This window comes from Rubellimicrobium arenae, from assembly GCF_017916275.1.
Lineage (GTDB): Bacteria > Pseudomonadota > Alphaproteobacteria > Rhodobacterales > Rhodobacteraceae > Rubellimicrobium > Rubellimicrobium arenae.
Genome location: NZ_JAFMST010000002.1, coordinates 287,839 through 308,933, shown reverse-complemented (window position 1 = coordinate 308,933; position 21,095 = coordinate 287,839). Strand labels below are relative to the sequence as shown.

Below are 21,095 nucleotides of genomic sequence, written 5' to 3'. Positions count from 1 at the left end.
TGCGCCGCGCAGCCGGGGCCTTGCGCGCGGAGCTTTTGATGCCATGGTTTCCGCCATGACACAGGACCCGAGCCCCGAGCCGCGCCCCGATCCGCGTCAGGAGCGCGCCCGGCGATTCATCTCGGCCTTGCCCTTTGCCCGGGCGCTGGGCCTGACCCTGTCGGACCTCGGCGACGGGATGGCCCGGATGGTGATGCCCTGGGACGACCGCCTGATCGGCGACCCCGCGACCGGGGTGATCCACGGCGGCGCGGTCTTCGCCCTCATGGACACCTGCGCCAGCGTCGCCGTCATGGCGCATCCCTCGACCCCCGGGGGGACGGCGACGCTCGATCTGCGGATCGACTACATGCGCCCGGCGGCTCCGGGCCATGCCATCCAGGCCCGGGCCGAATGCTACCACGTCACGCGCACGGTGGCCTTTGTCCGGGCCACGGCCGAGGACGGCGAGGGGCGGCCCGTGGCCATGGCGACGGGCGCCTGGACGGTCGAAGGCATCCGGTCATGAGGGCGCCCCCCGAACCCGTGCAGGTGGTGAAGGGCCGCCGGGATGCCGCTCTCGAGCGGCTGGTGGGCGGGGTGCCGTTCATTGGGTTCCTCGGCCTGCGGTTCGATCGCCGCGGGGACGAGCTCACGGCCGTGCTGCCCTACCGGGACGACCTGATCGGCAACCCGCTGCTCCCGGCGCTGCATGGCGGGGCGACGGCGGCCTTCCTGGAATGCACGGCCGTCATCGAGCTGGCCTGGGCCGCGATGTGGGAAGAGATGGAGGCCGGGCGGATCGGCCCCGACGCCGCAGTGCGCCTGCCCAAGACCATCGATTTCACGGTGGATTACCTCCGGTCCGGCCTGCCGCGCGACGCCTATGCGCGGGCGCGGGTGAACCGGTCGGGGCGCCGCTACGCCAGCGTCCACGTGGAGGCCTGGCAGGACAACCGCGCGCGGCTCTTCGCGCAGGCGACGGGGCATTTCCTGATGCCGGACGCCGCAGGGTGAGCGAGCCGATCACCCACGGGCGCGTGCTGCGCATCGCGCTGCCCATCGTGCTGTCGAACGCCACCGTGCCGCTGCTGGGGGCGGTGGACACCGCCGTCGTCGGCCAGCTCGGGCAGGCCGCTCCGATCGGGGCGGTGGGCATCGGCGCGGTGGTGCTGAGCTCCATCTACTGGGTGTTCGGCTTCCTGCGGATGGGAACCACGGGACTGACCGCACAGGCGCGCGGCGCCGGGGAACCGGGCGAGGTCGCCGCCCTGCTTGCGCGGGCGCTGCTGGTCGGCCTGGGGGGAGGGGTGCTGCTGATCCTCCTCCAGGGCCTCCTGTCCGCCGCAGCCTTCCGCATGTCGCCCGCCTCGGCCGAGGTGGAGGAGCTGGCCCGCCAGTATCTCGCGATCCGGATCTGGTCCGCGCCGGCGGCGATCGCGGCCTACGGGATCAACGGCTGGCTCATCGGGCAGGAGCGGACGCGCGGCGTCCTGGCGATCCAGCTCTGGACCAACGGCCTGAACATCGTGCTCGACGTCTGGTTCGTGCTGGGGCTGGGCTGGGGGGTGCCGGGCGTCGCGGCGGCGACGGCGCTGGCCGAATGGTCCGGCTTCCTCCTGGGCCTCTGGCTCTGCCGCGATGCGTTCCGGGGGGCGGCGTGGCGGGACCCGGCGCGCGTGCTCGATCCGGCGCGGCTGCGCGTCATGGCCGCCGTGAACGCCGACATCCTGGTGCGGACCGTTCTGCTCCTGTCGATCTTCGTCAGCTTCCAGTTCTGGGGCGCGGGGCTCGGGGATGTCACGCTCGCCGCCAACCAAGTGCTGATGCAGTTCGTGAACGTCGCGGCCTTCGCGCTCGACGGCTTCGCCTTCGCCACCGAGGCGCTGGTCGGGCAGGCCTTCGGGGCGGGGCGGATCGGCGACCTGCGCCAGGGCATCCGGGTCGCCTCGGTCTGGGGGCTCGCCATGGCGGTGCTGCTGGGCCTGGCCTATGCGGCGGCAGGCCCTGCGGTCGTCGCTGCGATGACCACCTCGCCCGAGGTGCGGGCCGAGGCGGCGCGCTTCCTTCCCTGGGTCGTCGCGGCGCCGCTCGCCGGGCTGCCGTCCTGGATGCTGGATGGCATCTTCATCGGCGCGACGCGGACCCGCGACATGCGGAACATGACGGTGCTGGCGGTCGCGCTCTACTTCGCCGCAGCCTGGCCGCTCACCCTGGCCTTCGGGAACCACGGGCTGTGGGGCGCCCTCGCGCTGAGCTGGCTCCTGCGCGCCGTCACCCTGGCCTGGCGCTATCCGGCGCTGGAACGCGCGGCGGCCTAGAGCCAGTCGCCGCGCCCGGTGCCCACGGCCTGGGCCACGGATTCGAAGCCGTGCCGGGCCAGGAGCGCGTCCAGCCCCCGGGCGATCTCCCCCGCGAGCGACAGGCCGCCATAGGCCAGTGCGGTGTAAAGCTGGACGGCGCTGGCCCCGGCCCGGATCTTGGCGAAGGCCGCTTCGGCCGAATCCACGCCCCCCACTCCGATCAGCGGCAGGTCGGTCAGCGTCGAGAGCCGCGCCAGGACGCGGGTGGAGCGCTCGAACAGCGGCGCGCCCGACAGGCCGCCCTTTTCCCCTGCATGGGAGCTCCGGAGCCCGTCCCGCGACAGCGTCGTGTTGGTCGCCACGAGGCCGGACAGGCCCGAGCCGTTCGCCACCTCGGCCACGTCGGCCAACTCCTCCGCGCTCAGGTCGGGCGCGATCTTGAGCAGGACCGGAATGGACCGCGGCAGGCCTTCGCGCGCTTCCATGACGCGGGCCAGAAGGGCCGACAGCGCCGCTCGGCCCTGAAGGTCCCGCAACCGCTCGGTGTTGGGCGAGGATACGTTCACGGTCGCGAAATCCGCGAAGGGGCCGAGCCGCCCGAGCACGAGGGCGAAGTCGCCGGCCCGGTCCGCGCTGTCCCTGTTGGCGCCGAGATTGACCCCCAGCACCATCCCGTCCGGGCGCCGCGCGAGGCGGTCGCCCACGGCCTCCATGCCGTCGTTGTTGAAGCCGAAGCGGTTGATGACGGCCCGGTCCTCGGTCAGCCGGAACAGGCGGGGCCTGGGATTGCCCTCCTGCGGGCGTGGCGTGACGGCGCCGACCTCGACAAAGCCCAGCGGGCTCCGCGCCAGACCCGCCAGGGCGACGGCGTTCTTGTCGAATCCTGCGGCGACGCCGACCGGGTTCGGCAGGACCAGCCCCGCGAGGTTGGTCCGAAGCCGGGCCGAGGTCACCGGCCCCCCGACCGGCCCCAGGCCCGACCGCAGCGCCCGGAGCGCGAGACCATGGGCCGCCTCGGGGTCCATCCGCCGCAGGGCGCGGAGCCCCGCCTGCTCGACCAGCCGCCTCACGGCGCGGGGAACCTGTGCCGCCCGCCCTCGAGGGGCAGGGGAGCGGACCAGATCACGTCCTCCGCCCGAAGCTCGCGGTAAAGGTGCGGGAACAGGGCGCCGCCGCGCGACGGCTCCCATTTCAGCTCGGGCACGAGCCGCCCCTCATCGACGGCGAGGAGCATGAGCCCGTCCTCGCCCGCGAAATGCCGGGCGGCCGTTTCCTCCACCTGCTCGGCGGTCGAAAGGTGGACAAAGCCGTCCTGGCGGTCGATGGGCGCCCCCAGGCTGTGCCCGGCGGCGGCGAACTCCTCCCATTCGGGGGCGCGGAAGATCTTGTAGATGGCCATGCCCCGCCAGATGCGCCGGGTCGGCGCGGGGGTCAAGCGACGTCACGCCCTCTTCGCAAAGTCCGGGCAGTACGGCTTTGACTGTGCCGAAGGCCAGTGCAGATTAGACGGCAAAACAACCCAGGGAGACTGCCCCCATGTCCCTTCGCCTCTGGCTCACCACGGCCGGGGTCGCGCTGCTTGCCACCCAGGCCGCGGCCGACTTCACGCTGACCATCCTTCACACCAACGACTTCCACGACCGGTTCGAGCCCATCAACGGCAGCGACTCGACCTGCTCGGAGGAGGACGCCGCCGCCAACGAGTGCTTCGGGGGCATCGGCCGGCTCATCACCGCCGTGAACGACGCGCGCGGGCGGGCCGAGAACAGTATCCTGGTGGATGCAGGCGACCAGTTCCAGGGCTCGCTCCTGTACACCCAGTACAAGGGCGCGATGTCGGCCGAGTTCATGCCCCAGCTGGGCTACCAGGCCATGGCCGTCGGCAACCACGAGTTCGATGATGGCCCGGCCGTGCTGGGCCGGTTCATCGACGCGCTGAAGATCCCCGTCCTGTCGGCCAACATCGACGCCTCGCGGGAGCCCGAGCTTGCCGGCAAGATCGCGAAGTCCACGGTGATCGAGGTGGGCGGCGAACGGATCGGCGTCGTCGGCCTGACGACCCTGGAAACGCCCGAGATCGCCGCGCCGGGCCCGAATGTGAACTTCGTTCCGTATGATGCCGCGCAGCAGGCCATCGACGACCTGACCGGGCAGGGGGTGAACAAGATCATCCTGCTGAGCCATGCCGGCTACGTCGAGGACCAGGCCCTGGCGCAGCAGCTGACCGGCGTCGACGTGATCGTCGGCGGGCATTCCCATACCCTTCTGTCGAACACCGAGGAGGGCGCCGCCGGACCCTATCCGACCATGGTCAACAATGTCCCCATCGTGACCGCGCGGTCCTACGGCAAGTACCTGGGCGAGCTGACGGTCACCTTCGACGACCAGGGCAACGTGACGGCGGCCTCGGGCGACCCGATCCTGCTCGACGCCTCGGTGGCCGAGGACGAGGCCGCCAAGGCCCGCGTCGCCGAGCTGGCCGAGCCGCTGAACGAGCTGCGCGCCAAGGTCGTGGCCGAGACCGCGGACGCCGTCGACGGAGAGCGGGAGTCCTGCCGCGCCGTCGAATGCGAGATGGGCAACCTCGTGGCCGAGGCCATGCTGGACCGCGTCAAGGACCAGGGCGTGACGATCGCCATCGCCAACGGCGGCGGGCTGCGCGCCTCCATCGACGCCGGGCCCGTCACGATGGGCGAGGTGCTGACCGTGCTTCCGTTCCAGAACACGCTTTCGACCTTCCAGACGGACGGGCAGACCATCGTCGAGGCCCTCGAGAACGGCGCAAGCGAGATCGAGGAGCAGGCCGGCCGATTCGCGCAGGTCGCCGGGCTCGAGTACAGCATCGACCTGTCCAAGCCCGCCGGGTCCCGCGTGTCCGACGTGATGGTGCTCGTGGGTGGCGACGCCTGGGCGCCGATCGACCCGGCCGCGACCTATGGCGTGGTCACGAACAACTACGTGCGCCAGGGCGGGGACGGCTTCGAGATGTTCATCGACGCCCAGAACCCCTACGACTACGGCCCCGACCTGGCCGACGTCACCGCCGAATACCTCGCGGCGCACCAGCCCTACACGCCCTTCGTGGACGGCCGGATCACCGTGACGGGCGAGCTTCCCGCCGCCCCGGCGAATCCCTGACGACCCCTTGCGGTGGCGCGGGTCCCGCGCCACCTTTCCCCCATGTGCGGACGCATGGCCATCACGCTGCCCCATGACGCCATGGCGCAGCTTTTCGCGGCACAACCGGCCAACGACCTGCCGGAGGTGCCGAACTTCAACGTCTGCCCGACGCAGCGCATCGCCGTCTGCACCCGGGAGGAGGAACGGCGGCTTTACCGTCCGATGCGCTGGGGCCTGGTCCCCCACTGGTACAAGACGCCGAACGACGGCCCGCTCCTCATCAACGCCCGCAGCGAGACAGTCGCTGAAAAGCCCGCCTTCCGGGCCGCCATCCGCGAACGCCGCTGCCTCGTGCCCGCCTCGGGCTTCTACGAATGGGACCGGAGCGATCCCAAGAAGCCCTTGCCCTGGTACGTCACCCGGAGCGACGGCGCGCCCATGGTCTTTGCGGCGCTCTGGCAGGACTGGGGGCGGGGCGAGGACCTGATGTCCACGGTCGCCATCGTCACCTGCGCCGCCAACGCCCGGATGTCGCGCATCCACGACCGCCTCCCGGTCATCCTCGAACCCGAGGACTGGCCGCTCTGGCTGGGCGAGGAAGGGAAGGGCGCCGCCCGGCTCATGGGCGCCGTGCCGGACAATGCGCTCGAGATGGTCCGCGTCGGGACCGAGATCAACTCGTCCAGGTCCCAGGGCGAAGGGCTGATCGTGCCGGTTCCCCTGAACCCCGCCTGACGGGCTTGCGCGCGGGGCCGACGTCGGCCTATATGACACCCGGAGCGCGGGTATGGTGTAGTGGTAGCGCCTCAGCCTTCCAAGCTGATGGGGCGGGTTCGATTCCCGCTACCCGCTCCAGCAACGGCCAGCCCCCAGCGGGGCGGGCCAGTCTCCTCGCAGATCAGCGCGCCTCGCCCGGGTTCAGCCGGATCAGGGCGGCATTGAGCGCGGCCGCGATGCTCACCCAGACGAGGTAGGGCAGGAACAGGAGGCCCGCGAAGGTCGAGACGCTCCAATGCGCGATCATCGCACCGAACACGGCGATCCACAGCAGGCCGATCACCCCAAGGCCCAGCCGGAGCCGGTGCTGCCCGAAGACCGTCGGCGTCCAGAGCGTGTTGGCCGCGATCTGGAGCGCCCAGAAGGCCAGCGCGGTCGTGGCCCCCGGCCCGCCGATCGACGCCACCCGCGCCCCGGCGATCGCCATGAACAGGTAAAGCGTCGTCCAGACCACCGGAAAGGCCCAGTTCGGCGGCGTCCAGTCGGGCTTGCGCAGCCGGCTGTACCAGTCCCCCGTGGGGAACAGGTAGCCGGTCATCCCCGCGCAAAGGCAGGCGAGGAGGAAGATCAGGAACAGGAGCATCGCATCCTTCCTTGGGAAACGTCCCCCAAAGCTTGCCCGACCCCCGGGACCGCGGCAAGCGGTCAGAACCCGGCGGCCAGCTCCTCCAGGTGACGGGGGAAGTCGCGGGAGGGGACCGCCGCCTCGCGCACGAGATCGTCGAAATGCCGGCTGATGGCCTGCACCCGGTGCGTGTCGCGGAAGGCCAGGTAATGCCGCCCAAGATAGATCACCGCGAGGAGCGGCCCGAACACCGTGATCGGAGCCGAGAACACCCGCCGCGCGTCATACAGATGCACCCGCAGGGTCGGATAAAGCTGCCGGTGCAGCTCCCTCATATGCGCGATCTGGGCGCGGCGCAGCGCGGGGTCGAGCCCGGCATAATAGCCTTCGCCCCGCGCAAAGGTCGCCAGCTCGTGCAGGGGCAGGGCGATCTCGTGGTCCGACCGGGCGCCGCGCATCCAGTCCAGCCGGTCCCGGCTCGCTCCGATGGCCTGGTCGGTGGTCCGCCCCAGCGAGGGCTCCGATTCCCAATGCAGGAGCTCCGGGATCTTCATCATGTCGGGCAGGCCCGCCGGGACATGGCGGATCTTGTAACCGGCGGCCTCGCGGTGCCAGGCGAAGATCTGGTCGTCCACCAGCGCGCGCGGCGCCTCGGTCATGGTCAGGGCCGCCGCCACGAGGTCCGCCGCCGGCTCGCGCCGGTCCGACAGCCCCAGCAGCCAATCCGCCGAGACGCCCAGCGCGCCCGCGCATTCCGCCGCCACCTGGGCGTTGGGAAGGCGCGCGGCCTCGGTGTCCAGAAGCTGCGAGATCGTGGAGCGATCCACCCCGATGCTGCGGGCCAGGCGGGCCTGGGTCATGCCCGACTCGGCCATGGCCGTTGCGAGCCGCTGCCGGAACAGGCCCGATCGGGCGCGTTTGTCGATCTTTTCCGACATCGTTGACCGAACGCAACAGAGTTGCGGAAATGTTGCGCAGATGCCGAATGGGCGCGTCAAGGGCCTTCTGTCAGGATTCGGGCCAAGGACCGCTTCGGGACGGCGGCGACAGAGGACATGACATGAAACGGATGCTGCGGGCGGCCGAATGGCCGACGCTGGGATTGCTGCTGGCCTGCTACGCGGCCTGGGGCGCGGCGGTGTTCTGGCTATCCGACCTGTCGCTCTGGATCGCGGTGCCGGTGGCCGCCTGGGCCATCGCCCAGCATTCCTCGCTCCAGCACGAGGTCATCCACGGCCATCCGTTTCGCGACCCGCGCCTGAACGCGGCGCTGGTGTTCCCGGCCCTGACCCTCGTGGTGCCCTACCTGCGCTTCCGCGACAGCCACCTCGCCCACCATCAGGACGCGGTGCTGACCGATCCCTATGACGACCCCGAATCGAACTACATGGCCGAAGGCGACTGGCGGCGGCTGCCCGGCTGGCTTCGGGGCGTGCTGCGCCTGAACAACACCCTGGCCGGGCGGCTGCTCATCGGCCCGCTGGTCGGGCAGGTGTTCTGGATGCAGTCGGAGGCGCGCCTGCTGCGCGCGGGCGACCGGCGGGTGGCGCAGGGCTGGCTCTGGCACCTGCCTGCCGCGCTCTTGGTGATGGTCGTCGTCGCGGTGTCGCCGATGCCGGTCTGGGCCTACCTCGCGGCGGCCTATCTCGGGCTGTCGCTTCTCAAGATCCGGACCTTCCTGGAGCATCAGGCCCACGAGAAGGTGCGGGGCCGCACCGTCATCATCGAGGACCGGGGGCCGCTCGCCCTCCTGTTCCTCAACAACAACCTCCACGTCGTGCACCACATGCACCCGCGCGTGCCCTGGTACCGGCTGCCCGGCCTTTACCGGTCGAATCCGGCCCGCTACCTGGGCGTGAACGGCGGCTATCGGTACCGGTCCTACCGGGAGATCTTCGGACGGCACCTGTTCCGGGCCAAGGATCCGGTCCCCCACCCGATCCTGCGCCGGGCGCCGCGCTCAGCGCCCGTCGTCGAAGCCGTGCATCCGGTGGGCCCACTGGTAGCCCACGATCGCGCCCTTGAAGCGCGGTAACAGCCAGAGCGACAGCCCGACCGCGAACACCGTGAGGATGGTCGCGAAGACCAGCGGCTCGGGCCGGAAGTTCACCCAGACGAAGTGCATGACGAAGGCCAGCAGGTGCCCCACGATCAGGATCGTGAGGTAGGCCGGGCCATCGTCGGCGCGGTGGTGCTTGAGCACCTCGCCGCACGCGGCGCAGGTGTCCGTCACCTTCAGGTAGCCGTCGAAGAGGTGGCCTTGGCCGCAGTTCGGGCAGCGCCGAAGGAGGCCGCGCCGCACGGCGGGCCAGGTGGGCCGTTCCTCGACATCCGCGAGGGTCTGGGCGGCCGTGGCCGTGGTGGCGTGATCGTCCATGACGGACCTCGTCTGACAGGAAGGGGCCCGCCTGATCTGGCCTCCTGCGGCGGCTTTGGAAAGAGCCCAACCGGCCATTGCGGCGCCATGTCGCGACAGGCTCCGGCCCCCGCCGCTGTCGGTCACGACGGCGTCGTCGACGACGGAAGGCCCCGGGTGCGTCGTTCAAGGGTCAGTTCCGGCCAGCACGGGCCGGGTTCCAGATGGGAAAGGACCCTGGACATGAAGATGACTGCGTTGATGGCGGGCCTCCTGGCCGGGCTGATCGGTACGGCGGCTCTTGCGCAGGACGCGGCGCCCGGAGCCGCCCCGCAGCCCCCCGCCGGGGCCGAGCCGCCTCCGGCTCCGCCCATGGGCGACGACGGCCCGATGGGTCCGATGGGACGGGGGCCGATGGGCGGCCGGGGCGTGGACGCGCTGGGCCTCGCGCCGCTTCCCACCTACGACACCGACGGCAACGGCATCGTGACCCAGGCCGAGATCGAGGCCAAGCGGTCCGAACGCTTCGCCACCGCCGACGCGGACGGCGACGGCGCCCTTTCGCCGCAGGAGCTGATCGCTCTCGAGGATGCGATCCGGCAGGAGATGCGCCTCGCCCGGGCCGCCGAGCAGATCCGCCGCATGGACGACAACGGCGACAGCCTCCTCCAGACCGAGGAGATGGAAGCCCGCACGCCGCGCCTCGCGCCGCTCTTCGACCGGCTCGACACCGATGGCGACGACGGCATCTCTCTCGAGGAGATGCAGGCCGGGCGTCCGGGTCGCGGCGAGGGGCCGGACGGAGGCTTCGGCCACGGCGGCCATGGCCGCGGCCATCGCGACTGACACCCCGCTGCGGTTCCCGGGTCGGCGATGACCGGCCTGGGGACGGCCTGCCCGCTTTACGGTCGGCGTCCCATGTACCAGAACCCGAGGGTCATGCCCTCCGAGGTGCCATCCTTCCCGGTCCAGCCTGTCCCGCCTCCGGATCGGGAGGGTGCGCTTCTTGTGGCCTACGCCAACGGGGACACCGACGCCGCGCGCGAGATCACCGAGGCGCTCGCGCCCCGTGTCCTCGCCCAGGCGCTGCGGATGATGGCCGATCGCGCCGAGGCCGAGGACGTGACGCAGGAGGTCTTCCTGAGGCTCTGGCGGGTCGCGCCCGACTGGCGGCAGGGCGAGGCGCGGGTGTCCACCTGGCTTTACCGGGTGACGGCGAACCTGTGCACCGACCGGCTGCGGCGCCGGCGCCGGTCCGTGGGGCTCGACGACATCGCCGAGCCGGCGGACCCGACGCCCTCGGCGGCCGACCGGATGCAGGGCGAATCGCGGCTGAGGGCCCTGTCGGATGCGTTGGCGCAACTGCCCGAACGGCAGGCCCAGGCCGTGTCGCTCCGGCATCTGGAGGGGCTCTCGAATCCCGAGATCGCCGCCGTCATGGACATCGGGATCGAGGCCGTCGAATCCTTGACGGCACGGGGCAAGCGGGCGCTGGCGGCGCTTCTCAAGGGGCGAAGGGCGGAGTTGGGCTATGGCGATGAATGATCGTGACGACCTGGCCGGGGACGACCCGACCGAGGACGGGCTCGAGGACCTGTTCGCCCGGGCGCGGGCGCAGGACCCGCAGCCGTCGGCCGACCTCATGGCGCGCCTGATGGCCGACGCCGCGCGCGAACGGCCGCGCCCGCCCGTCTCCGCCCCGGTGCCGCGCCGCGCCGACTGGCGGGACTGGTTCCGGACCCTCGGCGGCTGGCCCGCGCTGGGGGGCTTCGTCGCCGCCACGGCGGCGGGCCTGTGGATCGGCGCAGCCCCGCCCGAGGGGCTGTCCAGCGTCGCCCCGAGCCTTTGGGGCGACAGCGTGACCGTGGCCGTGGGGGTGGACGAGGATCCCCTGAGCGTACTGGAGAGCCAATCGTGACCCGCGTTTCCCCCACCGTCCCGCGCCTGACCGGGCCGTTCCGCTGGCTTCTGGTCGCCTCGCTGGCGCTCAACCTGCTGGTGGCGGGGATCGTGGTCGGCTCGTTCTTCGACGAGGACGGTCCCGGGCGGCGGCCCCGGCCGGTCGAGCTGGCCTTGGGTCCTCTGGCGCGGGCGCTGGGCGAGGAGGACCGCGACGCGATCCTTGCGGCGGTGCGCGCGCGCCCGGACCTTCAGCCGCCCCGGCGCGAGGAGCAGGCCGCCGCCTTTGCCGAGATCGTCGCCGCCCTCCGGGCCGACCCCTTCGCGCCCGACCGGCTGGCGCGCGCGCTCGCCGCGCAGCGGTCCCGCGTGGCCGAGGTGCAGGACGCTGTCCAGCAGGCGCTGGTGGCGCGCATGGCCGCGATCACGCCAGAGGGCCGGGCCGCGCTGGCGGACCGGCTGGAGGAGGGGCTTCGCCGGCACGGGGACCGCGGCGGTCCCCCGGACTGAGCGCGGGGGTCCTCAGACCCCCAGGCACCAGCGCATCACGGCCTTCTGGGCGTGCAGGCGGTTCTCGGCCTCGTCGAAGATCACCGACTGCGGTCCGTCCATCACCGCGCTCGTCACCTCGTCGTCGCGGTGGGCGGGCAGGCAATGCATGAACAGCGCGTCGGGCTTGGCGGCGGCCATCAGCCGCTCGTTCACCTGGTAGGGGCGGAGCTGGTTGTGCCGACGCTCCTTGGCCGATTGCGGGTCGTGCATCGACACCCAGGTGTCCGTCACCACCACGTCGGCCCCCTGCACGGCCTGGAACGGGTCGCGCACGATCTCGGCCCTGGACCCCTTGCCGCGGGCGAAGTCGATGAAGGCGGGCTCCGGGTCCAGCGTCGGCGGGCCGGTGAAGGTGATGTCGAAGCCCAGTTGCCCCGCCGCCTGCGCCCAGGAGGCGAAGACGTTGTTGCCGTCCCCGGACCAGACCACCTTGCGCCCGCCGATCGGGCCCCGGTGCTCCTCGTAGGTCATGACGTCGGCCATGATCTGGCAGGGGTGGGTGCGGTTCGTCAGCCCGTTGATGACCGGCACCGTGGCGTATTCCGCCATCTCGAGGAGCGTGGCCTCCTCGAAGGTGCGGATCATGATGAGGTCGACATAGCGGCTCAGCACCCGCGCCGTGTCGGCGATGGTCTCGCCGTGGCCCAGCTGCATGTCCGCCCCGGACAGGACCATCGTCTCGCCACCCATCTGGCGGACGCCCACGTCAAAGCTGACGCGCGTCCGGGTGGAGGGCTTTTCGAAGATCAGGGCGACCATGCGCCCCGCCAGCGGCTGGGAATCGTCCGGCATCCCCTTGGGGCGGCCGTTCCGGGCGATCTTCATGCTCCGGGCATGGTCGATCATGGCCCGGAGATCGGCGGCATCGATCTTGTCGATATCGAGGAAGTGGTTCATCGCGGGTCTCTTGTCGGGGGGCCTTGGCACCCCCTTGTCGGATCAGGGGGCAGGGCTCACGGCGGTCGCGGCGGCATCGAGGCGTCGCAGCGCCTCGGCGATGTCCTCGTCCGCGATGTTCAGCGGCGGAAGCAGGCGCACCACGTTGTCGGCCGCGGGCACGGTCAGGATGCCCTGCGCGTAGCCTGCCTTGACCAGGTCCGCCGGGGCGACCTTGCACCGGAGTCCCAGGATCAGGCCCAGGCCGCGCACGCCCTCGAACACGTCGGGATGCGCGGCCACGAGGCCCTCGAGCCCCTGGCGGAACAATCCCGCCTTTCGGCGCACCTCGGCCAGGAAGCCCTCGTCCGCGACGACCTCCATCACCGCCGCGCCGACGGCGCAGGCCAGCGGGTTGCCCCCGTAGGTCGATCCGTGGGTGCCGAGCGTCATGCCCGCCGCCGCCGCCTCGGTGGCGAGGACCGCCCCCAGCGGGAAACCGCCGCCGATGCCCTTGGCCACCATCATGATGTCGGGCGTCACGCCCGCCCATTCGTGGGCAAACAGCTTGCCCGTCCGGCCCATGCCGCACTGCACCTCGTCGAGGATCAGGAGCACGCCGGTCTCGTCGCAAAGGTCGCGCAGGCCCTTGAGGCAGACGTCGGGCATCGGGCGGATGCCGCCTTCGCCCTGGATCGGCTCGACCATCACCGCGCCCACGTCGGCTTCGCGGATGGCCTTCTCCAGCGCCTCGTGGTCGCCCCATTTCAGCTGCGTGAAGCCGGGAAGGAGGGGGCCGAAGCCCTTGGTCATCTTTTCCGACCCGGCAGCGGCGATCGCGGCCGAGGAGCGGCCGTGGAACGCGCCCTCGAAGGTCAGGATGCGGGTGCGGTCGGGCTGGCCCGCCTCGTACCAGTACTTGCGCGCCATCTTGACGGCGAGCTCGGCCGCCTCGGTGCCCGAATTGGTGAAGAACACCGTGTCCGCGAAGGTCTTGTCGACCAGCATCTCGGCCAGGCGTTCCTGTTCGGGGATGCGGTACAGGTTCGACAGGTGCCAGACCTTGTGGGCCTGGTCCGTCAGCGCCTTCGTCAGGGCGGGATTGGCATGGCCCAGCGCGTTCACCGCGATCCCGGCGCCCAGGTCGAGGTATCGGCGGCCGTCCTCGGCCACGAGCCAGGATCCTTCGCCGCGCTCGAAGGTGAGGGGGGCGCGGTTGTAGGTGGGCAGGACGGCAGGGATCATCGGCAATACCCCGAAAGTGGAAGGCCCTTCGATGCCGGAGGGCCATAGGTGTGTCAACGGGAGGGACGAGCAGGAACAGCCCCCAGGGGGGCGAAAGGTCAGCGTCGGCGTCGGATCGCGTGGGTCCTGCTCATGAAACGGGCCTTAGGGGCTGACGCCGCGTGATGCAAGCGTCAAACCTCGACCCAGATGGTCACCGGCCCGTCGTTGACGAGGCTGACCTTCATGTCCGCGCCGAACCGGCCCCGCGCGGTGGGGATGCCCAGCGCCGCCACTTCCCCGGCGAACATCTCGTAAAGCCGCTCGCCCTCGGCGGGCGGCGCGGCGGTGGAGAAGCCGGGGCGGTTCCCGCGCGAGGTGTCGGCGGCGAGCGTGAACTGGCTGACCACGAGGGCGCTCCCGCCCACGTCCCTGAGCGAGCGGTTCATCTTGCCCGCCTCGTCCTGGAAGATGCGGAGCTTGGACAGCTTCTCGGCCAGGGCCTTCGGCTTGCCATCGTCGTCGCCCTGCATGGCGCAGACCAGGATCAGCATCCCGGGCCCGATCTCGCCCAGGGTCTCGCCATCCACGCGGACGGCGGCCTCGGACACGCGCTGGACCAGCGCCCTCACAGCTCGTGCGCCCAGGGCGGGTTGGCGCCGGGGCGGCTCACGGTGATGGCGGCCGCGCGGACGCCGAGGCTCAGGGCCTCGCGCAGCGCCTCCTCGTCCAGCGACCGCAGGGCGGCCTTGGTCAGCAGGCCGGCCTTCCACAGCGCGGTCAGGAGCCCGGCGTTGAAGGTGTCGCCCGCGCCAACCGTGTCGGCCACGGTCACGCGCGGGGCCGGGACCTGGACATATCCGGCCCGGGTGTGCCCGGTGGCGCCGCGGGACCCTTCGGTGATGCAGACGAGGCTCGGCCCCATGTCGAGGATCCGGCGGGCCTGGTCGTGGCTGTCGCCCGCGCCCATCAGCCAGTGCAGGTCCTCGTCGGACAGCTTCACGACATCGGCGCGGGCCAGCATCCGGCCGATGCGGGCGCGGTAGCCGGCCTCGTCGGTGATGAAGCTCGGACGGATGTTGGGGTCCACCATGGTCACGCGGGTGGCGGATTCACGGGCCTGCAGCGCCTCGTAGGCCTGCGCGGCCGGCTCGCCCACCAGGGAGATGCCGCCGAAGAACAGCGCCTGCGTCGCTTCGCCCAGCACGGGAAGGTCGTCGGGCGACAGCATCCGTCCGGCGGTGTTCTCGTCGTAGAAGGTGTAGGTGGCGTGCCCGTCGGTGAGCCGGACAAAGGCCAGCGTCGTCGGCCGGGCCGAGACGTGGGCGGGCGAGGTGTCCACCCGCGAATCCGCCAGCACCTGCCGCAGCAGGTCGCCGAACAGGTCCGACGACAGCCCCGAGAAGAAGCCCGACGGCGCGCCCAGGCGGCCCACCGCGATGGCGGTGTTGAACACGGCGCCGCCCGCGTAGGGGGCGAAGGCGGACTCACCCGCCGGGGTGGTGCGGGGCAGCATGTCGATCAGCGCCTCGCCGCAGGACAGAATCATCTCGGGCCTCTTGGTCGGTCTCGGGATCGTGTAGCCCTATTGCGGCCGGATGTAACCGTTGGCGACGGCCCACTGGTAAAGGTAGGCGGCCCCTCCGGCCAGGATGAGGGCAAGGACGACCGCGAAGAAGATCTTCCACTTGGACCAGGGCCGCTCGCCCTGGACCTTGCCGGTCTGGGCGTTGACGACAAAGCGGAAGCTCCGGTCCTGGAACTTGTAGGCGGCCATCCAGACCGGCAGCAGGACATGCTTGAAGGTCACGTCGCTGAGGACCGGATGCTTGGCGGTGATGCGCTGGTGATCGCCGCCGATGTCGCGGCGGATGTCCTGCTCGATCACGCGGTCCATCTTCTCGCGGGCGAGGGCGAACCCGTCCTCCAGCCCGACCTGATACCCCTCGGCCGCAAAGCCCGACAGGTAGTCCGGGCGGTAGGGCGCGAGGGCGCTCAGGTCCCAGGGCTCGAGCGCGTCCGTGTGCTCGCGCGGGAGGGAGGTGGAGGCCAGCACCAGCACGTCGTTGAAGAAGCGCGCGACCGTCCCGCTCACCGATCGCCAGCGGGTGCGGCGTTCCTGGTAGGTCTCGGTCCGGCCGTTCACCGTGCGGGTCTTGGTCACGTAGTAGTCGTCGCCGCGCTGGCCCTGGTAGGTCGTGGTCGTGTCGGCGTCGAAGGTCCAGTAGGGGACATAGATGCCGTCCATCTTGCGGCCCTTGCGCGCGTAGTCCTGCAGGCCGTTCGGCGCGAACCACAGGCTGCCCAGCCAGTCCGTCATCGCGCGCCGCGCCTGATCCTCGCTGAGCTGGAACGGGATCAGCGCCGCGGGCTTGATGTGCCGGTGCACGCCCGTCCCCGTGATGAGCGGCGTGGCGCAGAACGGGCAGACGGTGGCCTGCGTGCCTTCCGGGAACTCGGTCTCGGCCCCGCAGTTCGGGCATTTCAGGACGCGCGTCTCCTCGTAGACGGCGCCCCGCTCCATCCGGGCCACGGTGTCCGAATAGTCGATCTCCCGGAGCGCCACGCCCTGCTCCTCGGCGCCGCCTGCGGGGATGTCCTGCACATGGCCGCAGTAGGGGCAGGTGAGCACCGTCTGCCCCGGCGCAAAGACGAGCTGCGCGCCGCAGTTGTCGCAGGGAAAGCGATGTTCGGGCATGGAATCTCCGGGGCGCGCGCGCGCGGGTCGTGGCGCCGTTATGGCCGATGGGCCGGGGCCGGTGCAACGCCGGTCCCCCCGGCGCGCCGGACCTGCGGCCCGGCGTCAGGGATGGATCCTCAGGGGGCGGGCGGCGGAGGCGGGGGCACCTGCGCCAGGGCCGATGCCAGCGCGCTCACCTCGCCCATGGGCTTCCAGCCGTCCTGCCCGGCGGTCCAGACCAGGCTGCCGCGGGTCAGCGTCCCGTCGCGGACCATCCGCTCGATCTCCCGCTGGCCGAAGGGACCGCGCGTCTGCCCGTTCTCCGCGACGTGCCACTGGGGCTCGGCCGCCGGAGGGGGCGGCGGGGGCGGGGCGGCCTGCGCCGGGGCGGCCGGGGCGGCGGGCTCGGCGGGGCGGGCGCCCCAGGGGCCGGCGGCTCCGGCCATGCCGATGCCCATCCCCATGCCCAGGCCCGCGCCCATGCCGCCCGACGGGTTGGCCGCGGCGGCCGTCATCGCCTCGGCGGTCGAGAACTGGCTGTACCTGTTCAGGTCGCCCACGATCCCCATCGAGGTCCGCTTGTCGAGCACGCGCTCGACCTCCTCGGGCAGCGACACGTTCTCGATGTAGAACTCGGGGATGACGAGCCCGTAGGCCGCGATGGTCGGCTTGATCGCCTCGGCCACCAGCCCGCCCAGGTCCTGGGTGTTCGCCGCCATGTCGAGCACCGGGATCTTGGAGGCGGCGAGCACGCGGCTCACCTCCTGCACGACGACGTTGCGGATCTGGTTCGTGACCTCGTCGGTGGTGAACTCCCCGTCGGTGCCCACGATCTCCTTGATGAAGAGGCCCGGGTCCGTCACGCGCATCGCATAGGTGCCGAAGGCCCGCAGCCGCACGGGGCCGAACTCGGGGTCGCGGCACATGATCGGGTTCTTGGTGCCCCATTTCTGGTCGGTGAAGCGGGTGGTGTTGACGAAATAGACCTCGCTCTTGAAGGGCGACTGGAAGCCGTGCGTCCAGTGCTGGAGCGTGGTCATGATCGGCATGTTGTTGGTCTGGAGCTCGTAGAGCCCCGGCCCGAACACGTCGGCGAGCTGCCCCTCGTGGACGAAGACGGCGGCCTGGCCTTCGCGCACCGTCAGCTTGGCGCCGTACTTGATCTCGTTGCCGTAGCGCTCGAAGCGCCAGACCATGGTGTCGCGCGTGTCGTCCGTCCACGCGATGACGTCGATGAACTGGCCGGACAGAAAGTCGAAGAGGGCCATCGGGGGCGGCTCCTGCATGGGTGGAGGGCCGGGACGCGGACCCGGCCGGACACCCCGAATATAGGCGCGTCCGGGCCGTGGCGCCACGGCGGCTTTCCCCACCTTGGGGAACGCGGCCCGGCGTCCTAGACGGGACCTCCGCCCATCATCTCGGCCGCGATCGTCTGCACGACGGGGGTCGCTTCGTCGATGGTCATGCCCGTGCGCAGGCGCGGATCATAAAGCATCCGGAGCAGGAGCTCGTCATGCCGCGTCAGCAGGCCGAACTCCTCGTCGTCGTTGAAGATCGACGGGCGGGCCAGGGGGCTGTCGTTGGCCAGGCCCATGCCCTGCGCCAGCTCCTCGTGGATGCAGGCGGTGCGCAGCAGGTCCGGATGCTCGGCGCGGATCAGGGCCACGGCCTGGCTGTAGCCGGAGCTTTCGCCCGACCCGAAGGCGATCACCAGGCACAGGGTCGACCGGGGCAGGTTGATGAAGGCGCGGATCGAGGATTCGGCGATCCCCGGCACCATGTCGCGAAGCTGCGCGGCGAAATCCTTCCGGTCGTCCTCGCTCAGGACCGCGACGTGGAAGTTCGCGCCCCCGTCGACCTGCTGGATCGGCACGCCGGTCAGGCCCGACAGCCGCGCGGCATAGGCCCCGATGCTGGCCCGGTCCCGCACCGCCTGCTCGGCCGGGACCGAGGTGCCAAAGACCATCTCCATGCGGATCGGCTGGTCCCACCGCCGCAGCACCGCCTCCTGCGGATTCGAGACCCGGGTGTCCGCGCCCTGGACGTACTCGTCGTAAAGCGCGATGGCGATGAAGTCCCGCGCCAGCATCGTGTCCGTGAACGGGGTATCCACCCCGCCCGCGTCGCCCCGCAGCAGGCCCTGCTTCAGGAGATCCGCCTGGAGCCGCTGGTAGTATTGCGCCAGCTCCAGGCTCTCGAGAGAGGGCGGGCGCGCCACGGCGGGGGCGGGCTCGGGCGCGGGCGTCTCGACCGCGCGGGGCGGCGGCGGCGCGGGCCTCACGGCGGGGGGGCGCCCGGGCGGCTCGACCGGAGCCTTCTCGCAGCCGGCCGCCGCAAGGACCAGAAGGCCCGCGAATGCGGCGGACAGGGGGCGGCGAAGGCTCACGGTGGTCTCCCTCGAAGGTGCGTCAGCGCGCCCGGGAGCCAGCCATCGACTCGTTCGGGCGATTGTTGCCGGACTTGGCAGAGGCCAGCGCCGTCTTCAACTCCTGCTCCATGCGTTCGAGATCGGCTTCGGCCGCCGCGCGACGGCTCCGACCCTGGTCGGCGATCTGGAGGCTTTCGTCGATGGTGGCGATCAGGTTCTCGTTTGCGGCCCGTACCGCCTCGATATCGAAGACGCCACGCTCCATCTCCGTCCGGATCGTGCGGTTGGCCTCCCGCAGGTTCTGGGCGTTGCGCGTCAGCAACTCATTGGTGAGATCGTTGGCCTCGCGCACCGCGTCCGCCGCCTCGGCCGACCGCTGGACGGTGATGGCCTGGGCCAGCTGCTGCTCCCAGAGCGGGACGGTGTTGACCAGGGTCGAGTTGATCTTGGTGACCAGGCTCTTGTCGTTCTCCTGGACCAGCCGGATCGAGGGCAGCGACTGCATCGTGACCTGCCGCGTCAGCTTGAGGTCATGCACCCGCCGCTCCAGGTCGTCGCGCGCGGCGCGAAGGTCGCGCAGCTCCTGCGCCACCATGACCGCCTGCTCCTCGGGGGCGTTCTGGACGGCGCGCTCCTTCTCGGGGATGTCGCGGCTGTCCATCTCCTGCAGCTTGGCCTCGCCCGCCGCGATATAGAGCGCCAGCTCGTCGTAGAAGGCGAGGGTCTTGTCATAAAGCTGATCCAGCGACTCGATGTCCTTGAGAAGCTGGTGCTCGTGCTTGAGCAAGTCGTCGGTGATCCGGTCGATCTGGCCCTGCACCTCCTCGAACCGGGCGGCGAACCTCGCGATGGGCGCGGCCTGCCCGGTGATCTTCTCCCAGAAGGACCGTTCCCGGCGGACGTCCAGCTCCTCGGATGAGAACCCCCGCAGCGCCGCCACGATGGACCGCAGCGAATTGCCCGCCGGCCCGACATCCTTGTTGCGGACGCCCCGGAGCATCGACTGGCTGATCTGCTGCAATTCGCCCTGCGCGCGCGACCCGAAGGCGACGATCGAGCCGGTGTTCGTCGGGTCGATCTCGGCCATGCGGCGGCGGATCTCCTCGCTCATCGCCGGGGTGGCCTGCGCCAGGGGCGTGACCTCGGCCGCCGGGGCCGGCTCGGGCAGCACCATCGTGGTGACCTTCTCGGCCTGGGCCAGGGCGGCCTGGGCGGCCTCGCGGGTGGTGTCGGACATGTCGAACCCCTCCTGTTACTCGGGCGTCACGCCCTCTCGTTGAAGCCTGTCGCGCAGGACCTTGATCTCGAGGTCCATGGACTCGCGCCCGCCCTCCAGGAGCCGGGCGGTCCTCTGGGCGTAGTTGGTCTCCAGGTCGCCCAGCAGCGCCTCGTAGTCCGTGCGCGCGCGTGCGTCCCGCGTGCGGGCGTAAAGGTCCGCGAACTGCACCGTCGCGTCCCGCGCGCCCATCAGGTAGACGCCCAGGTACTTGCGCGCGGCGGTCAGGTCGCGGGGGTCCTCCTCCACGGTGCGGATCATGCGGCGGGCCAGCGCCTCGAAGCCCGCGACCCGGGTGGCCAGGCCCCGGTCGCCCAGCGCCGCGATACGGTCGCGGATCGTGGCAAGGTAGCCTTCCGCCTCGTCCACCAGCCGCGCCACGCGGTCCTGCTGGAAGGTGTCGATCCCCTCGACCCGCTTGTCCCTCATCGGATCGATCCCGAAGGCCACCAGATGCAGCGCCAGCGCCACGACCCCGTAAAGGACGCTCCCCGGGAGGTCGGTCCCGCCGGACAGGGCGGCCAGCATGGCTCCGCCGCCCGCCAGCACTCCGGCCAGGATCTTGCGGGGCAGGGCGGGGCGCCGCGCCGCCGGACGGGCGTCGTAGGCGGCCTCGGCGCGCAGCCCGTCGCGGAGCAGCCAGGCCCCCAGGCCCAGGACCGCCGCCGCCCCCAGGCTCAGGACCAGCACCTCGGGGCCGCCCGCGATCCCGGTCACCGCGGCGATGACGGCCGGCACGAACAGGAGGTTCGCCCGCGCCCCCGCCGCATCCACGCGGCGCGTCTCGACGATGGCCTCCTGCACGGCCTGGGCCGGAGGACCATCCCCGGGGGCCGCGCCGGGGCTGTACTTCCCGCCGAACCGCCGCGCCATCAGGCCGGGCCCAGCCAGCCGCTGGTCAGTCCGAGCAGCAGCACGAGAAGCACCCCATAGGCCAGGGTGCGGGCTCCTTTCGGCATCTTGTCCTCCTTGGCCACCGGCAGCGGCGCGGGCGATGGCGCGGTCAGCGCGCGGAACGCCGTCGCCGCCGCCGCCACGGCCAGCGCCAGCGCCGCGAACAGCATCAGGAACAGGATCAGCCGCGCCATGCCACATCATCCCCAAGCCGCCGGACCGTCCC

Annotated in this window: 25 protein-coding genes and 1 tRNA gene; 11 read left to right on the top strand and 15 right to left on the bottom strand. The window is 71.3% G+C overall.

The genetic code is table 11. The features are described from left to right. The first annotated feature begins 55 nt into the window (after positions 1-55). From J3P31_RS04130 to J3P31_RS04120, 3 genes are read left to right on the top strand one after another with little or no spacing between them, the layout of a single operon-like run. The gene (locus tag J3P31_RS04130) at positions 56-508 is read left to right on the top strand and encodes a PaaI family thioesterase (RefSeq protein ID WP_210527130.1); all 453 of its coding nucleotides are present in this window, start codon (positions 56-58) and stop codon (positions 506-508) included. After that, positions 505-996, top strand: coding sequence for a PaaI family thioesterase (locus tag J3P31_RS04125; protein WP_210527129.1), 492 nt, complete (start codon positions 505-507; stop codon positions 994-996). Before J3P31_RS04130 ends, J3P31_RS04125 begins: the two co-directional genes overlap by 4 nt. Then, a complete protein-coding gene (locus tag J3P31_RS04120; RefSeq protein WP_210527128.1) occupies positions 993-2,300 on the top strand; it encodes an MATE family efflux transporter in 1,308 nt (435 codons plus the stop codon). The genes J3P31_RS04125 and J3P31_RS04120 overlap by 4 nt, the downstream gene beginning before the upstream one ends. On the opposite strand, the gene J3P31_RS04115 is transcribed toward J3P31_RS04120, so the two are convergent. Beyond that, positions 2,297-3,343, bottom strand: coding sequence for a quinone-dependent dihydroorotate dehydrogenase (locus tag J3P31_RS04115; protein WP_256439127.1), 1,047 nt, complete (start codon positions 3,341-3,343; stop codon positions 2,297-2,299). The genes J3P31_RS04120 and J3P31_RS04115 overlap by 4 nt on opposite strands. A gap of 5 nt (positions 3,344-3,348) precedes the next feature. Continuing rightward, positions 3,349-3,681: a DUF952 domain-containing protein gene (locus J3P31_RS04110; RefSeq protein WP_210527277.1), complete on the bottom strand. Its 333-nt coding sequence runs from the start codon at positions 3,679-3,681 to the stop codon at positions 3,349-3,351. Positions 3,682-3,818: 137 nt separating this feature from the next. On the opposite strand from J3P31_RS04110, the gene J3P31_RS04105 reads away from it, so the two are divergent. From J3P31_RS04105 to J3P31_RS04095, 3 genes are all read left to right on the top strand, one after another. Beyond that, the gene (locus J3P31_RS04105) at positions 3,819-5,420 is read left to right on the top strand and encodes a bifunctional metallophosphatase/5'-nucleotidase (protein WP_210527127.1); all 1,602 of its coding nucleotides are present in this window, start codon (positions 3,819-3,821) and stop codon (positions 5,418-5,420) included. Positions 5,421-5,462: 42 nt separating this feature from the next. Beyond that, positions 5,463-6,137, top strand: a complete 675-nt coding sequence (locus J3P31_RS04100; protein ID WP_210527276.1) for an SOS response-associated peptidase — start codon at positions 5,463-5,465, stop codon at positions 6,135-6,137. Between the two features lie 46 nt (positions 6,138-6,183). Beyond that, positions 6,184-6,257: transfer RNA gene (locus J3P31_RS04095), tRNA-Gly, on the top strand. Positions 6,258-6,300: 43 nt separating this feature from the next. On the opposite strand, the gene tspO is transcribed toward J3P31_RS04095, so the two are convergent. After that, positions 6,301-6,762 (bottom strand): tryptophan-rich sensory protein TspO, encoded by a 462-nt coding sequence (tspO, locus tag J3P31_RS04090; protein ID WP_210527126.1) that lies wholly within the window; start codon positions 6,760-6,762, stop codon positions 6,301-6,303. Positions 6,763-6,824: 62 nt separating this feature from the next. Then, positions 6,825-7,682 carry a helix-turn-helix domain-containing protein gene (locus tag J3P31_RS04085; RefSeq protein ID WP_210527125.1) on the bottom strand — a complete coding sequence of 286 codons (858 nt, stop codon included), beginning with the start codon at positions 7,680-7,682 and terminating at the stop codon, positions 6,825-6,827. A gap of 122 nt (positions 7,683-7,804) precedes the next feature. On the opposite strand from J3P31_RS04085, the gene J3P31_RS04080 reads away from it, so the two are divergent. Further along, positions 7,805-8,779, top strand: coding sequence for a fatty acid desaturase (locus tag J3P31_RS04080; RefSeq protein ID WP_210527124.1), 975 nt, complete (start codon positions 7,805-7,807; stop codon positions 8,777-8,779). Here J3P31_RS04080 and J3P31_RS04075 read toward each other — a convergent pair. Continuing rightward, positions 8,705-9,121 carry a DUF983 domain-containing protein gene (locus J3P31_RS04075; RefSeq protein WP_210527123.1) on the bottom strand — a complete coding sequence of 139 codons (417 nt, stop codon included), beginning with the start codon at positions 9,119-9,121 and terminating at the stop codon, positions 8,705-8,707. The genes J3P31_RS04080 and J3P31_RS04075 overlap by 75 nt on opposite strands. Positions 9,122-9,343: 222 nt before the next feature. On the opposite strand from J3P31_RS04075, the gene J3P31_RS04070 reads away from it, so the two are divergent. The 4 genes from J3P31_RS04070 (at position 9,344) to J3P31_RS04055 (ending at position 11,509) form a co-directional block, all read left to right on the top strand. Beyond that, positions 9,344-9,946 (top strand): EF-hand domain-containing protein, encoded by a 603-nt coding sequence (locus J3P31_RS04070; RefSeq protein WP_210527122.1) that lies wholly within the window; start codon positions 9,344-9,346, stop codon positions 9,944-9,946. A gap of 93 nt (positions 9,947-10,039) precedes the next feature. After that, a complete protein-coding gene (locus tag J3P31_RS04065; protein WP_210527275.1) occupies positions 10,040-10,645 on the top strand; it encodes an RNA polymerase sigma factor in 606 nt (201 codons plus the stop codon). After that, positions 10,632-11,018, top strand: coding sequence for a hypothetical protein (locus J3P31_RS04060; RefSeq protein ID WP_210527121.1), 387 nt, complete (start codon positions 10,632-10,634; stop codon positions 11,016-11,018). Before J3P31_RS04065 ends, J3P31_RS04060 begins: the two co-directional genes overlap by 14 nt. After that, positions 11,015-11,509, top strand: a complete 495-nt coding sequence (locus tag J3P31_RS04055; protein ID WP_210527120.1) for a periplasmic heavy metal sensor — start codon at positions 11,015-11,017, stop codon at positions 11,507-11,509. Before J3P31_RS04060 ends, J3P31_RS04055 begins: the two co-directional genes overlap by 4 nt. A 12-nt stretch (positions 11,510-11,521) precedes the next feature. Here the strand turns inward: J3P31_RS04055 and argF are convergent, their stop codons facing one another. The 10 genes from argF to J3P31_RS04005 all read right to left on the bottom strand — a co-directional run bounded on the left by argF (position 11,522) and on the right by J3P31_RS04005 (position 21,063). Continuing rightward, positions 11,522-12,448, bottom strand: coding sequence for an ornithine carbamoyltransferase (argF, locus tag J3P31_RS04050; RefSeq protein WP_210527119.1), 927 nt, complete (start codon positions 12,446-12,448; stop codon positions 11,522-11,524). A 42-nt stretch (positions 12,449-12,490) separates the two neighbouring features. After that, positions 12,491-13,672, bottom strand: a complete 1,182-nt coding sequence (locus tag J3P31_RS04045) for an aspartate aminotransferase family protein (protein ID WP_210527118.1) — start codon at positions 13,670-13,672, stop codon at positions 12,491-12,493. Positions 13,673-13,845: 173 nt separating this feature from the next. Then, positions 13,846-14,283 (bottom strand): D-aminoacyl-tRNA deacylase, encoded by a 438-nt coding sequence (dtd, locus tag J3P31_RS04040; RefSeq protein WP_210527117.1) that lies wholly within the window; start codon positions 14,281-14,283, stop codon positions 13,846-13,848. Further along, entirely contained in the window at positions 14,280-15,200 is a 921-nt protein-coding gene (locus J3P31_RS04035; protein ID WP_210527116.1) for a carbohydrate kinase family protein, read from the bottom strand. The genes dtd and J3P31_RS04035 overlap by 4 nt, the downstream gene beginning before the upstream one ends. 36 nt (positions 15,201-15,236) lie before the next feature. Continuing rightward, a complete protein-coding gene (locus J3P31_RS04030) occupies positions 15,237-16,349 on the bottom strand; it encodes a zinc ribbon domain-containing protein (protein WP_210527115.1) in 1,113 nt (370 codons plus the stop codon). A 119-nt stretch (positions 16,350-16,468) separates the two neighbouring features. After that, entirely contained in the window at positions 16,469-17,599 is a 1,131-nt protein-coding gene (locus J3P31_RS04025; protein ID WP_210527114.1) for an SPFH domain-containing protein, read from the bottom strand. Positions 17,600-17,724: 125 nt separating this feature from the next. Further along, positions 17,725-18,717 carry a DUF2927 domain-containing protein gene (locus tag J3P31_RS04020; protein WP_368373010.1) on the bottom strand — a complete coding sequence of 331 codons (993 nt, stop codon included), beginning with the start codon at positions 18,715-18,717 and terminating at the stop codon, positions 17,725-17,727. Positions 18,718-18,739: 22 nt separating this feature from the next. After that, the gene (locus tag J3P31_RS04015) at positions 18,740-19,936 is read right to left on the bottom strand and encodes a toxic anion resistance protein (protein WP_210527113.1); all 1,197 of its coding nucleotides are present in this window, start codon (positions 19,934-19,936) and stop codon (positions 18,740-18,742) included. A 15-nt stretch (positions 19,937-19,951) separates the two neighbouring features. Next, entirely contained in the window at positions 19,952-20,848 is an 897-nt protein-coding gene (locus tag J3P31_RS04010; protein WP_210527112.1) for a 5-bromo-4-chloroindolyl phosphate hydrolysis family protein, read from the bottom strand. Further along, entirely contained in the window at positions 20,848-21,063 is a 216-nt protein-coding gene (locus tag J3P31_RS04005) for a hypothetical protein (protein ID WP_210527111.1), read from the bottom strand. The genes J3P31_RS04010 and J3P31_RS04005 overlap by 1 nt, the downstream gene beginning before the upstream one ends. Positions 21,064-21,095 lie beyond the last annotated feature (32 nt).